Source organism: Paenibacillus sp. LS1, from assembly GCF_026013365.1.
Classification (GTDB): Bacteria; Bacillota; Bacilli; order Paenibacillales; family Paenibacillaceae; genus Paenibacillus.
The window spans coordinates 12,321-25,741 of sequence record NZ_JAPDOE010000013.1 but is presented as its reverse complement, the minus strand read 5'-3'; the positions used below and the strand labels follow the sequence as shown (position 1 = coordinate 25,741).

Below are 13,421 nucleotides of genomic sequence, written 5' to 3'. Positions count from 1 at the left end.
GAAATAAGACACAATTAAAAACATGGATGAGATGGTATCGAAAAGGAGTATTTACATCGCATAGAGCAACCGGTTAGTAAGCAACATAGCTGCGGGAGAGGTCCGGAACAAACGATAGAACTCGAAAAAGTAAAAGTAGAAAACCAATTCTTGAAACAGCAACTGGATCTGCTAAAAAAGTACAACGAACTGGAAAAGAGGTGGAAGTAGAAGTCGTTATCGCTTTGGTCGAGTCTATTCGAGAAGAAGTGACCATATCTGAGGCTTGTTTATGGCTTGAAATTGCTCAAGAAAGTAGTTCAGTTTTGTACTCAACGCAAGTCCCGGTATGGATATCGAAAAATCACTGCCTTGCTTTGGATTGAAGGCCCCATAAATCATAAACGTATACAGCCAATTTTGCAGTACAAGGGTTTACAGTGTCGAGTGAGGATGAAAAAACAAAAGAACACGGGGCAAACTGCAAAACCTGCGGAACATCTGCTAAAGCGCAAATTTCATGCAAAAGCTCCTTTGCAAAAACTGGTGACCGACATTACTTATTTGCCTTTTGGTAATTAGATGTTATACCTTTCAAGTATTTTGGATTTGTACAACGGAGAGGTTGTCGCTTACAGTATAGCAGACAAGCAGGACACATCATTGGTTTTGGATATGCTGGACCAACTACCAGAGCGGACAAATATGCTGCTCCACATCGACCAAGGTGCGTGTATGAATCATAGATCTCAAGTTTACCAGACTGTTATAAAGGGAAAAGGCATTACCATGAGCGCATGCCCCGTAAAGGCACGCCCACTGATAATGCCCCCATTGAGTTGTTTCATTCTACACTGACAATAACTACCTATCTATAAGTTATAGGAAGATTAGTATAGTTTTTCTCACTATAGCTTATAAGCACCACAGAAAAAACAGTTATTAGCTAATGTAAAGATCCTATATCAAAGTTATCTTACGATCAGACTCACTCATACCAATGCTGGACGAGGGACAGTTAAACTTGATCCTTTGGCGCTAGCTCAATAGCAGAGCGGATGGCAGCCAGCATGCTTTTATCATCGGCGATGTTTTTGCTGGCGATATCGAAGGCTGTACCGTGGTCGACAGACGTACGGATGATACCGCCTTTCAGGCCAACGGTGATGTTCACACCTTCCTCGATGCCCATCACTTTAATCGGAGCATGGCCTTGGTCGTGATAGCAGGCTACGACGATATCGAAGTCACCGCGACCAGCGCGGAAGAAGAGTGTGTCCGCCGGGAGTGGACCAACGACGTTAATGCCTTCCTGTTGTGCACGTTCGATGCCGGGCTGCAGCTTCTCTTCTTCTTCTCCATTACCGAACAAGCCGTTCTCTCCGGCATGAGGATTGATTCCGCATACGGCAACGCGCGGATTCTCAAAGCCTGCTTTTTTCAGCGTATCATGAGCTAGCTTCACGACGGTGTAGGTTCTTTCCGGATTAATACTCGCAATAGCATCGATCAGACCCATGTGTGTTGTCAGGTGAATAACGCGCAGATTAGGCGTTGTCAGCATCATTGAGAAGTCCTGCGTATCCGTCAGGTCAGCCAAAATTTCGGTGTGTCCCGGGTACAGGTGCCCCCCTTGATGCAAAGCTTCTTTGTTCAAAGGCGCGGTGCAGATGGAATGAATCTGCTGCTTTTTGGCAAGATCAATGGCTTTGGCGAGAAACTGGAAAGCTGCATCCCCAGCCACGGCAGATACTTTACCGTATTCGAGATCCGCAGGAACGAGATTCAGATCAATCACATCCACGGTACCAAATTCATACTTGGCTTCGGAAGGCTCTTGAATCGCGTTAACGTTCAGACTTGAGCCGATGACTGGCAACACACGCTCCAAAATCTTCGCATCACCGATAACGAGTGGATTGCACTGATCGTACATCTCTTGATGACCCAGTGCTTTCATAATAATCTCCGGTCCAATACCTGCTGCGTCGCCCATTGTAATTCCAATTGTAGGTTTCATACAAGAATACCCCCTTTTAATTTTTGAATCGCATGGATAAAGACATCGGGTTTGCCGAATCCGCCTGCTTTGGTAACCACATGCAGATCATCAATCCCAATGAACTTGGAGATCGGCACGCCGATTTCAAGCTCATCCAGCAGCTCGAAGCCGCTAATATTCCATTTCAGACAGATCTGTTTTGCCGTATCGCCACCGGTCATGGACACCCCTTTGAAGAGTCCCTCTTCCAACAATCTGGCACAGATCTCACCCATCGCAAGTACGATTTCGTTGCTGACTTCCGTGTGATTGAGACCGCGAATTTCGCCCGTTGCCCGTGCCAGTTCGATATCCACTTGTTCTGCGGTGGAGTAGAGGACGACATCTTGTCCTTCCAGTGCTTTGTCTCGGACCTCGTTATAGACACGTTCCATCTCTTCCGCGCGATCTGCGGTTGCGGATACTGCTTTGAAGGAGTGGAATGAAACGGATGCAATCTTAGATTGGCGCAGCAAGCGATACAATTGTTCGCGGGAGTTTTTATTTACGCTACCCACAACCGTCAGGATCGGACCGGGATTCTCGGGTATCGTGAGTTCGGTGGACTTGGATTCAAGCTCGAAGTGAGCAGGGAGGTAGTTGGCAATGCCAGCAGACCCTGCCCAGGCAAAGGTATAATCCAGCTCGCGAGTCATTTGCAAGATCATCTCCAGATGCCGTTCTTCTGTAGAATCTACGAGTACATATGGAATGTTATTTTGCTTAAAATGTTCTAGTTTCGATTGAATGTGACCTTGGCCAACGTCCAGATCAGCAACCGTAATTTCGCCCACCTCATAATTCGTCTGCTGTTTCAGTAGGTCCGGAAGGTAGGAGAGGGTCACAGGTGTCTTCGGATCATTCGCAATCTCGGTTTCCGCGAGCGGAACGCCGTTCAGATAATGAATCCCCTCATGGATGGTACGGTTATTTTTCGGATAACCCGGAGCGATCATCATGAAATCAGGTTTGACGACATCATACAGGGCATCAATCTCAATGCCGATATTTCCACGCATGGTCGAATCCATCTTTTTGAAAATCGTCTCAAACCCATTGTTCTTCAGCAATTCAGCAGCCTGATATACACGGTTATACGCTTCCTGTGAGGATATGGAACGACTATCTGTATCAAAGACGACGGCATCGTAACGTGTAAGAGGGCCTTCATCCATATTAAAAAGAACACTGGTTTTCAAGCCATGACGGGCAAGCTGCACCCCGCTGTCATTGGCACCGGTCAAATCATCTGCAATAATGGCTAATTTCATGCAGTCATCCCTCCTTGTAAGCACAATTTAGTAAAAGTCCGTTCAGATCATCCATTAAGCACATTAGTTCATGAGCAAACCCTTTATGTGGTTGGTCGTTGATTGTATTTCTCGACTCCACCTGATTTCTCCAGTCGTTTGGAGAGGAACCCGATGAAGATCGGCAACAGGATGGCTGTAGTAACAACGCTCGCCGCAATCTGCACCGTAGCAATCTCGGCAATCGGGCCAAATGAAGCATTAGCAGCCACGATGGCAGCAGGTGTACCTACGGCATTCCCGGCTGTTGAACCTTCGGAAGCACCGACAATGGGATTCCAGCCAATGGCTTTGAACAACAGGTATCCGATTCCGCCTGTGAGAAGCACGGTCAGAACGCCAAGCATGATTCCACCCAGTCCACCTTGGATAATCGAGGAGAAGTTGATTCCCATACCCAGTGAGAAGGCGAAGAATGGAACAAGTTTGTCGCTGCCTTTGTGAAGCCACTCTGCCAGATTGCGGTCCAGATTACCAATAATGACACCAACGATGAGCGGAAGCAATACAGCAACGAATGCCATAGGAGAGAACATGCCGTTGGCGAAGCCCATTGCACCGAAGATGGAGAGCGCTACCATGGTTAGGAATGGACCATCGCTGAGTGCAAGGAATGGATAGGCTGCTTTATCATCTTCTTTACCGTATTGACCAGCGAGTGCGATGTAAAGACCACCGTTAGAGTTGGTCATCGCAGCGATAATGGCAAGTGGGGCCAGACCCAGGAATAACCCGCTTGAGTCGGCAAACAAAATGGCAACGAGACCAAGTGCTGCACCGATCGCCCACTTGACGACAAGCAAGGTAACACCCTTGCCGACGGACGAACCAGCTGTTTTGAACGTAATCTGTGTACCGGCAATTAACAGGAACAGTGCAATCAATGTACTGGAACTGTTAACGAAGAGAGCTTCCGTGAATCCGCCAATGCGCAAGGCATTTGGGAAGAATGTATTAATGGTTGCACCGAGTAACAGAGGAACGACCATCATACCGCCAGGGATGCGATCTAAAGTTGCTTTAATGTTCATAGTAGTAGCTCCTTATGAAGTAATCGTTTTTATGAAGCGCTTGCAGGGATTATGTTATCCCATATCGTTTAATATAGCAACAATAAATTATTGTAAATTTAAAATACATACGTAACTGTTTAAAAATGCAACACATAAAGGCGAGAAAAAAGACGTAAACTTAAAGTTAATCTTTAAGTTTACGCCATAATGTGGCCCGGTTAATCCCCAGACGCTCTGCGGCCTTCGATTGATTATTATTTTCCTCCTGGAGCACGAACTGAATAACTTCCTTTTCGATGTCCTTCAGAGTTCCACTCAACTTCATTTGGCTTGAAACAGGTTGCTGATCCAGCAAGCGAGACAAGGTAGCCGTTGTAATTACATAGTCCTGTTCATTGAGTGCAGCCTGCTTGATCAGATGCTTCAACTGGTTGACGTTCATATATGTGATCTGATCCCGGATCAGCTGTAGTGCATCTTCTTTTATTCTCACCGCAGTAGTTCCGTATTTCTGGTAATAACCCGTAAGGAAATGCTGCATCAGTGGAGCTAGATCCTCTGGTCTATCCGCAAGATTTGGCATTATGATCGTATTAAGCTTCAGGTCGAGAGACCACTGTGGGTTCAATGTCTGTTCCCCGAGTATAAATACCCCAATCTGGTTTTGAAGACAGCTCTGGATAAAGGAGAGCAGTTCTTCATCTTCCATACGTGCTTCCATATGGTTAATCTCTACATTCCGAACCTTGGCTAGTGGTATCTTGTGCAAATGACCGGGCGGTACTTGCGTGAGATCGATCTGTAATAGCAGCCCACCACCGGAGTACATCTGATGAATGTGTTTGACCAAAAAAGATTTACCGGAATCCGCTTCACCCAGCAGATAGATCGGTTCATGATGCTCGTAGAGTGCCCGAATGTTCTTCAATACCGCCTGCATGGCAGGGGAGTCAGCAACAATGGGCTCCATCGATGCGTCCGTGAACGTTGTTATGCCGAATTGTGCAAAGGCATAAGGTTGTCCTTTTTCCAGCATATATACCTTGTAGCTCTTGTTGTCCAGAGTCGTTTCATAGGCGTTAACCGTGAGCTGGTAATCGTTCACCATAAACACATTTTGGATGTGGGATTGATGGAATTCCAGACTGGTGTTGGTCAGATATATGTGATTATCGGTCAGCGGATTTTTCTCAAAATCGGTCAGGTTCTCGAATACGACTTCATTCCGTTCATTTAGAATAAGCAAATTGGGATGTTCCTGTGTAACCAGGTCATTCAGTATGATCGATATCGCATGATTTTTGCTCAAATAACGGTAGACCAACTGCGCATCCTCCAGCGCTCTAAGGATGGATTCCTGACCGGATTGGATCAACAATCCCTCCAGACCGTAGGTCTTCGCAGTGTTGACGGTGATCACATCTCCGACAATCTGTCGGTACCCGGAAGCTTTCAACTCCAAGAGCAATCGTGCCACATCTTCCGAGCTATGTATGGTATAGACCTTGAGGGGCAGATCCATCAGATCAATAATCGATTGTGCACCAGAGGTGATGTTGGAGAAGCCAACAATGGCTGTTTGGCCGTTAAACTGGCTTGCCAGGGTAAGTGAACGAATCATATCATAGCCTGATAACTGCACATCAATGACGGGAATGGTCACTGCTTTCTTAATCAGTTGGGCGGTTCCGCCGCGGCTGATGATAATCTCTGCACCGTTTTTCTCGGCCCGGGTTGCTAACTCCACGCCCTTCGCCAAATCGCCCACGTCTGTTTGAATAGCTAACTGGGGAAAGCGAGGAATGCACTCTTGTATGATAGGAATCATCGATTCGTAGGGAGCGATAAAATGAACTCGTGTACGCATAATTTTCCTGCCTTTATAGAAATCATTGATCCCCTTATTATAGCCAACTTGCGAAGGAATGGCACCTATGGGAGAACCAACGCGGTCACGTCTACAAAATGCCTGTGTGATATGCCTTCATAACTCTCCCGAGTGGAATGTGATGAAGTACACTGAATCGAATCGTTATGTATTTCAAAATTAAAGGATAATTGCACACGATAAGTATAGAGAAATGAGGGGATTTCATATGGGAGATATTCATAAAGTGGCTGAACCGGATCACATCATTAAAGATGTTGTCGGAAAGTTCCCGTGCAGGGTGCTGTGGAGTGAGGGCCGCCCATGCTTGGAGTATCAAAGGGAAGAAGGATTAGGTCAGATCGAAGAATACGTCCGCACGACGTATAACGTTGAGCTGTTGGATGTGTTTTTCACAGCGGTGGAGAGCCTTCCGGTCGAGTCGTAGTTAGGGAGGGATTTGTGGATTGCGAGAAAGGAGTACTTAAGTATTTATGTTTTTATACAAGGGCATAAGGCGACACTATAAGTGCTCGTCTTTTATTATATTGCGTTGTTTTAGTATGGATTTGGATCGTATTAACTCCACTTGCAATCGTGAAATGTGAAACGTATGTCGGCGTATTCATGTATTATAGTATACATATGAACTTTTCGGAGGAGGAACAAGTCATGGGAATCTTATCGAGGTTTAGAGACATGATGAAGGCGAATGTGAACCACATGCTGTCTCGGGCGGAAGACCCGGAGAAGAGTGTGAATGAGTATATGCGCAGCCTGAGCAGTGATCTGGGGCAGGTAAAGGCCGAGACAGCAGCGGTGTTGTCAGATGAGAGCCGGGCGAAGCGAGCATTGGATGAGTGCAGTGCCGAGGTCAAGAAATTACAGCGGTACGCTGAGAAATCAGCGGAGTCGGGAGACGAAGACAAGGCACGTGGTTTTCTAGAGAAGAAAGTGAAGCTGGCTGACAAATTGAACGAATTACAGGCTGCTTATGAACGTGCTTGTGCCAAAGCCAAGATGATGAAGCATATGAATGATAAACTGGTTGCTGATCTGGGGCAACTGGAAGCGCGGCATGCAGAACTGAAAGGCCGAATGGCAGATGCGAAGGCGCAGCAACAGGCGAACGAACGGAATGCATCTGCGGGTAGGGCTGATGCCGCATTAAAGGCCATGGAAGACAAGGCGAACCAGGCGCTGAACGAAGCAGAGGCTTTGGCAGAACTACGCGCTGGAGCACAGGAAGATGATTTGGACGAATTAATTGCCCAGTTGGAGAGGGACATGAATGCGGATGCGGGTAATAATGAGAGTGCGTCGCCGAGTGCGGAGGAAGAACTCACAGCGATCCAGGAGAAGTTGAAGAATAAGTAATACGTTATACCATTTCGTTAACATTGAGGTGAGCAGATGCCGGTTATTGAATATAAATGTCCCAACTGCGGCAGTGGTATGATCTTTGACAGTGTATCAGGTGCACTATCCTGTCCCAGTTGCGGCCGCCAGGACAACATAGAGCAGATTCCAGATCCGTTGAAGAGACAAGTGTTTACGGAAAATGAGGTCAAGGAATACCACTGCAACAGCTGCGGAGCTGACATTGTGACAGAGCCGGAGACCAGTGCGACGACATGCAGTTTCTGCGGTGCAGCGGTTGTACTCAGTGATCGGCTGACGGGCAATCTGGCCCCTGCGATGGTGATTCCCTTTTCCATTAACAAGGATCAAGCCAAGCAGGCTTTCAAAAAATGGTGCAAAAACGGCCTCTTAACGCCAAGTGGCTTCATGTCCGCTGATCGGATTCAGAGCATTACCGGTATGTACGTGCCGTTCTGGTTGTACGAGTTACATAACAAAATCGAAGTGCATGGTCGTGGCACCAAGGTCAGATCCTACACCCAGGGCGACTACCATTACACGGAAACACAGCATTTCGATATATACCGCCGAATTCGGCTGAATTATGTGAATCTGCCTATTGATGCATCGGAGAAAATGAAAGACGAACTGATGGATAAGCTCGAGCCTTTCCCATACAATCAGCTGAAATTGTTCAAGACCCCGTATCTGGCGGGGTACATTGCGGAAAAATACAGTTATACGGACGAAGAACTTTTTCCACGGGCCAAGGATAAAACGAGATCGTACATTGATTCTTATATTGCCTCCACCGTATCCGGATATAGCAGCGTGAGCTACACGGACAAACAGATTGATACCACGCTCAAACATGCGGACTATGTGCTGCTCCCGGTGTGGATGGTCAACTATGACTATAATCGTGCACAGTATACCTTTGCCATGAATGGTCAGACAGGTAAAGTGGTCGGCAAACCGCCCATCAGCAAAGCCAAAGTGGCCGGATGGTTCGCAGGAGTCTCTGCGGTGTCGTTGCTGTCACTGAAGCTGGTTTCCTGGATGATGGGAGGTGGATTCTTATGAGAAAAAGAACCCCTCTGGCCGTGATGGCTACGCTCATTTTACTTATGATAACTCTTATCGCACCGTCGATTCCCATGTCATCGGCATCCGCAGCGGATAGTAAAAACCTCATCTACGATGAGGCCAACCTGCTGAGTGAGCAGGAGAAAAGCGAACTGAATCTACTTGCGAATCAGTATGGCGCCGAACGGCAGACGGACTTTGTTATCTATACAACCAATAATGTTGAGAATCAGGATGTTATGCTCTTAACGGAAGATTTTTATGATGAGCAGGGGTTAGGGTACGACAAGAAATTTGGTAATGCTGTCATATTGACGATGGATATGAATAATCGCGAAGTGTATCTGGCTGGATTTTATAAGGCAAAAGAATATCTGAGCGATCAGCGGCTTGATGCTATTCGTACGCGAATTACCTCTGAGTTGTCCAGTGGAGATTATAAACTCGCATTTGAGAAATATATTGAGCTCTCTTACAAATATATGGGGTATGAACCCGGCGTGAATCCGAACAATATTTTGTTCAACGGCTGGTTTCAGTTGGGAGTATCGGTGGTTCTTGGCGGTATTGTTGTTGGTATGATGACCTATCGTTCCGGGGGACGTGTCACGGTCAATCGTGCGACTTATGAGGATTCAAGCAATTCCAGTGTCATTGATCGTCAGGATCGTTATATCCGTACAACCGTAACCAAGCGCAAAATCGAGAAGAACAATAACAACGGTGGCGGCGGTGGAGGCACCTCCCGAGGCGGTCATTCACACAGTGGAAGTAGAGGTTCATTTTAGTAAACGAGTCTGCGAAGTATGTTAAATAGAAGGGATGGGAATGAGTATGGGATTTTTCAGAAATCAATTTTCGAATGTGGTTGAATGGGAAGAGTTCAGAGATGACATGATATTTTGGAAGTGGAGCAACCGGGAGATTAAGAAGGGGAGTAAACTCATTATCCGTTCCGGTCAGGATGCCATCTTCCTGAATAACGGTAAAGTGGAAGGCATTTTCGAGGACGAAGGATCATTTAATATTGATTCCGAGATCATTCCGTTCCTTTCTACCTTAAAAGGGTTCAAATTTGGATTCAACAGCGGCATGCGGGTGGAAGTATTGTTTGTAAATACAAAAGAGTTCACCGTGCGCTGGGGTACGCAAAGTCCGGTATTGATTCCAACACCACAACTTCCGGGCGGGATGCCGATTCGGGCCAACGGCACATTTAATTTCAAAGTAAGTGACTACGTGACCCTAATTGATAAGATTGCAGGCATCAAACAGAGTTATCTGGTCGAGGATGTCAAAATCCGAATCACTTCAGTGCTGGATCAACTTCTAATGAAATGGATTAGCCGTGAAGGGAAAGATATGTTCAACCTGCAGGCCAATGCATCGGATATTGCCAAGGGAATTCAGGAAGATCTGGATATGCAGATGATGGATATCGGTATTGGGATTACCGGTTTCCAAGTGATGAGCTTCAACTATCCAAAAGAGATTCAGGATATGATTACAAAGACCGCTTCGCATGAGATGATTGGTAATCTGCAAAAGTATCAACAGGTCAGCATGACAGACGGCATCTCATCCGGTAAAGTTCAGGGCGGTGGCGCAGCTTCGGATATGGCTGGTATGATGATGGGTATGAACATGGCCAATGAAATGATGAAAAACATGAACCAGAACCAAGGCCAAAACCAGAACAATAATTCCAATTCGTCTCAGAATCAAAATAACGACCAGAAACCAGCGGGAAATAGCAACGGTGATTCAGGTAACTCTTCATCTACAGAGGGCAACAAGAAGCCAAACTTCTGCCCGAACTGTGGTGCCAAAAATGAAGGAGCCAACTTCTGTCCGAATTGTGGTCAAAAGCTGGGCTAATCAAACAAATACAGGTAGGGCTAGGTTCGTAGTAAGTGAAATTACTGCGGAGCTAGCCCTTTTTTTGTTTGGAGTCATACTTAAAGCAACATGGAGTAGAGCAGAGGAACGGTGCAGCAATTTAATTTTGTTAAAAATGTTGACAACCGCTCACAAATCATTTATCTTTAACTTAAGATATTTAATTTAAATATAAATAACGACCAAAAACAAATATCTTTAATCCATTACATGAGGAGAGATCAAGATGATGATCCCAACATTGACCAGAATAAATGAACTTTCAAGAAAAGCCAAAGAGGGCGGATTGACGGAGATGGAGAAAGAGGAACAGGTTCGTCTTCGCCAGGAATATTTGCAAACTTTTCGCGGTTCGGTCAACGACATTCTGCTGAATGCAACCATCTATGATCCAAACGGCGATGACGTGACTCCTGATAAATTGAAACAAGAACAGGCCAATCAAAATAACGACTAGAATACAATTCGCCAGATCATATATCTTAATTTAAAGACAATGAAAACTTACTATAAATCAATCCAAAACATGCTTACCAAACCAAGGAGGAATTAATCATGACTATTCAAACAGCAGGTATTCACCATATTACAGCTTTCGCAGGCGATCCACAGGCCAACGTTGATTTTTATGCCGGAGTTCTGGGACTTCGTCTCGTGAAAAAAACAATTAACTTCGATGCACCTGATGTATATCATCTGTACTTTGGAGATGAGCACGGAAGCCCGGGTACCATCATTACCTTCTTCCCATCGGCTGGATCACCACGGGGCAAAATTGGCGGAGGTCAGGTCGGTATCACTTCCTATGTCATTCCTCCTGGGTCGATTGGCTTCTGGCAGAACCGGTTGGAACAGTATAACATTGAGGTAACCAAAACAAGTCGCTTCAATGAAGAGCTGCTTCAATTCGAAGATAGCGAAGGCCTGCGGCTTGAGCTTGTTGAACGGGAAGAAGGAGCAACCAGCACTTGGGCGCATGAAGGAATTCCAACAGATAAAGCGATCAAAGGCTTCGGTGGTGCTGTCTTGTTCAGTGTTAATCCGCAAAGAACGATGGATGCTCTTGAGAAAATCCTGGGATTTGTCAGAGTGGGTGAAAATGAGGAGTATGCCCGCTTCCGGTCCAGTGGGGATATCGGTAATGTCGTAGATGTTCCAGTGACCCGCATACCTCTGGGTATGGGCGGCGCAGGAACCGTGCACCATATTGCATGGCGCGCAAAAGACGATGAAGAGCATGCACAGTGGAGCGAAGCTGTACGTGATTACGGGTATCAACCGACTCCTGTTCGGGATCGTCAGTACTTTAACGCAATTTACTTCAGAGAAGCTGGCGGCATTCTGTTCGAGATTGCTACCGATCCTCCGGGCTTTGCCAAAGATGAACCTGCTGATTCGCTTGGACAAAAATTGATGCTGCCAGAGTGGTTTGAGAAATACCGCCCTCAAATTGAGGACACTCTGCAACCGATCGTGGTAAGAACGCTCGTTTCTGCTACAGCTGCGAATTAATAAGAGTTCTAGAAAAAACCTGAAAAAGCGAAGCTACAAGCTTTCTGCAAGAAAGCTACTTCGAAAGCATACGCTATCCCCGGATTTTCCCTTAGGAAAAGGGAATCGAAAAATCTGGGGATAACAGCGATTGGAGGGTTATTCGTCATCGAAGTGTATGTGTAAATGAAAAACCAAAGGAGCAACGAAGGATGATGGAGAAAAAGGTTACCTGGCTGGAGCTGTTCTACGATCTGCTCTTTGTAGCAGCGGTTTCCAAAGCGGGTCATGTCTTGTTGCATGCCGAACACGGAGTAATTACTTTTGAATATTTAATGAAATTTGTGCTTATCTTTATCCCTGTTTGGTGGGCATGGGTCGGTCAGACCTTGTTTATTAACCGCTATGGTCAGGACATCCTGATCCATCGAATATTCCTCATCCTTCAGCTCCTGTCCGTGATGGTCATGACGGCAAGCCTCTCTACCCATTTTGACCAATACTATCTGTCCTTCTTCATCGGGTATATCGGTTCACGGGCGTTTACGGCGATTCAGTATCTGACGGCTCACAAGTCAAAAGGCGAGCATCAACAGCGAGCGGCTCGTTACTTGGGTATCTGTTTCCTTATTGGCATATTGATCTCATCAGGCTCATTGTTCTTCGATTCCTGGTTACGATACGTTATTTTGTATGTAGGAATTGCGGTAGACATCGTACTTCCGCTGATCGGACGCAAAAATCTGGTGAAAGTACCCGTTCTGACCCATCACTTGTTGGAACGTTTTGCACTCTTTACACTTATCCTGCTGGGTGAATCAGTGGTAAGCATTATCGCTGTGCTGCAAGCCGATCATTGGGACATGAAATCCATCTTGTTTGCTGCCTTTACGTCCATCTTTGTCATTGCGATGTGGTGGCAGTACTTCGACAACGTGGAGAAAAAGGTCAGCAAAGAGATTCAGACTGCCGGGCAAGCGATCATATACGGCCATCTGTTCATCTACATCTCCATGAGCATGATCGCCGCATCAATTCAGTTGTTATATCAGAATCAGTTAAATTATGTGTTCATGCTCGGGTTTGTATTTGGATCAGCGCTACTGTATTTCTTGTCGACCTCCCTTGTGTTCCACCGCTACAGACACGCACATCTACGACTCCGGCCACGTCATCTGGCGGTGATGGTAGGGCTGCTGGTGGCATTTGTCCTTGTAGATTTGGTCTATCGAGTTCCAGGCTATGTCATCATGGGCGAAGACATGTTATTCTTCCTGGTGTATGCGAAACTTACGACTTGATATATCAAAGGAATTCTATAACCTTCTAGGTAGCAAAACAAACTAAATAACCGTTTTCCAGTAGTATACCGG

Annotated in this window: 14 protein-coding genes; 10 read left to right on the top strand and 4 right to left on the bottom strand. The window is 46.1% G+C overall.

Annotated features, from left to right (window positions below):
- Positions 1-276: 276 nt before the first annotated feature.
- Together OM416_RS31980 and OM416_RS31975 are read left to right on the top strand one after the other, a co-directional pair.
- Positions 277-561, top strand: coding sequence for an IS3 family transposase (locus OM416_RS31980; protein ID WP_413775835.1), 285 nt, complete (start codon positions 277-279; stop codon positions 559-561).
- Positions 562-837 (top strand): DDE-type integrase/transposase/recombinase, encoded by a 276-nt coding sequence (locus OM416_RS31975; RefSeq protein WP_413775834.1) that lies wholly within the window; start codon positions 562-564, stop codon positions 835-837.
- Positions 838-997: 160 nt separating this feature from the next.
- Here OM416_RS31975 and pdxA read toward each other — a convergent pair whose 3' ends face one another.
- The 4 genes from pdxA to OM416_RS27390 form a co-directional block, all read right to left on the bottom strand.
- Positions 998-1,999 carry a 4-hydroxythreonine-4-phosphate dehydrogenase PdxA gene (pdxA, locus tag OM416_RS27405; protein WP_264934817.1) on the bottom strand — a complete coding sequence of 334 codons (1,002 nt, stop codon included), beginning with the start codon at positions 1,997-1,999 and terminating at the stop codon, positions 998-1,000.
- Complete coding sequence (locus OM416_RS27400) at positions 1,996-3,291, bottom strand: four-carbon acid sugar kinase family protein (RefSeq protein WP_264934814.1); 1,296 nt, start codon at positions 3,289-3,291, stop codon at positions 1,996-1,998. Before OM416_RS27400 ends, pdxA begins: the two co-directional genes overlap by 4 nt.
- An 83-nt stretch (positions 3,292-3,374) precedes the next feature.
- Positions 3,375-4,361, bottom strand: coding sequence for a 2-keto-3-deoxygluconate permease (locus tag OM416_RS27395; RefSeq protein WP_062837727.1), 987 nt, complete (start codon positions 4,359-4,361; stop codon positions 3,375-3,377).
- A 166-nt stretch (positions 4,362-4,527) separates the two neighbouring features.
- The gene (locus tag OM416_RS27390) at positions 4,528-6,210 is read right to left on the bottom strand and encodes a sigma-54-dependent transcriptional regulator (protein WP_264934811.1); all 1,683 of its coding nucleotides are present in this window, start codon (positions 6,208-6,210) and stop codon (positions 4,528-4,530) included.
- Positions 6,211-6,439: 229 nt separating this feature from the next.
- Here OM416_RS27390 and OM416_RS27385 point away from each other — a divergent pair, with 229 nt between their 5' ends.
- The 8 genes from OM416_RS27385 to OM416_RS27350 all read left to right on the top strand — a co-directional run bounded on the left by OM416_RS27385 (position 6,440) and on the right by OM416_RS27350 (position 13,349).
- Positions 6,440-6,658 (top strand): hypothetical protein, encoded by a 219-nt coding sequence (locus OM416_RS27385; protein ID WP_264934809.1) that lies wholly within the window; start codon positions 6,440-6,442, stop codon positions 6,656-6,658.
- 224 nt (positions 6,659-6,882) lie between these two features.
- Complete coding sequence (locus tag OM416_RS27380; RefSeq protein ID WP_264934807.1) at positions 6,883-7,587, top strand: PspA/IM30 family protein; 705 nt, start codon at positions 6,883-6,885, stop codon at positions 7,585-7,587.
- A gap of 36 nt (positions 7,588-7,623) precedes the next feature.
- On the top strand, positions 7,624-8,655 hold the full coding sequence (locus OM416_RS27375; protein ID WP_264934806.1) for a TFIIB-type zinc ribbon-containing protein: 1,032 nt from the start codon (positions 7,624-7,626) through the stop codon (positions 8,653-8,655).
- Positions 8,652-9,446, top strand: coding sequence for a TPM domain-containing protein (locus tag OM416_RS27370; protein WP_264934805.1), 795 nt, complete (start codon positions 8,652-8,654; stop codon positions 9,444-9,446). The genes OM416_RS27375 and OM416_RS27370 overlap by 4 nt, the downstream gene beginning before the upstream one ends.
- Positions 9,447-9,492: 46 nt before the next feature.
- Complete coding sequence (locus OM416_RS27365) at positions 9,493-10,536, top strand: SPFH domain-containing protein (RefSeq protein ID WP_036674710.1); 1,044 nt, start codon at positions 9,493-9,495, stop codon at positions 10,534-10,536.
- Between the two features lie 250 nt (positions 10,537-10,786).
- On the top strand, positions 10,787-11,014 hold the full coding sequence (locus tag OM416_RS27360; protein WP_036616421.1) for a DUF896 domain-containing protein: 228 nt from the start codon (positions 10,787-10,789) through the stop codon (positions 11,012-11,014).
- Between the two features lie 98 nt (positions 11,015-11,112).
- Positions 11,113-12,069 carry a ring-cleaving dioxygenase gene (locus tag OM416_RS27355; RefSeq protein WP_264934802.1) on the top strand — a complete coding sequence of 319 codons (957 nt, stop codon included), beginning with the start codon at positions 11,113-11,115 and terminating at the stop codon, positions 12,067-12,069.
- Positions 12,070-12,260: 191 nt separating this feature from the next.
- A complete protein-coding gene (locus OM416_RS27350) occupies positions 12,261-13,349 on the top strand; it encodes a low temperature requirement protein A (protein WP_264934800.1) in 1,089 nt (362 codons plus the stop codon).
- Positions 13,350-13,421: the final 72 nt, after the last annotated feature.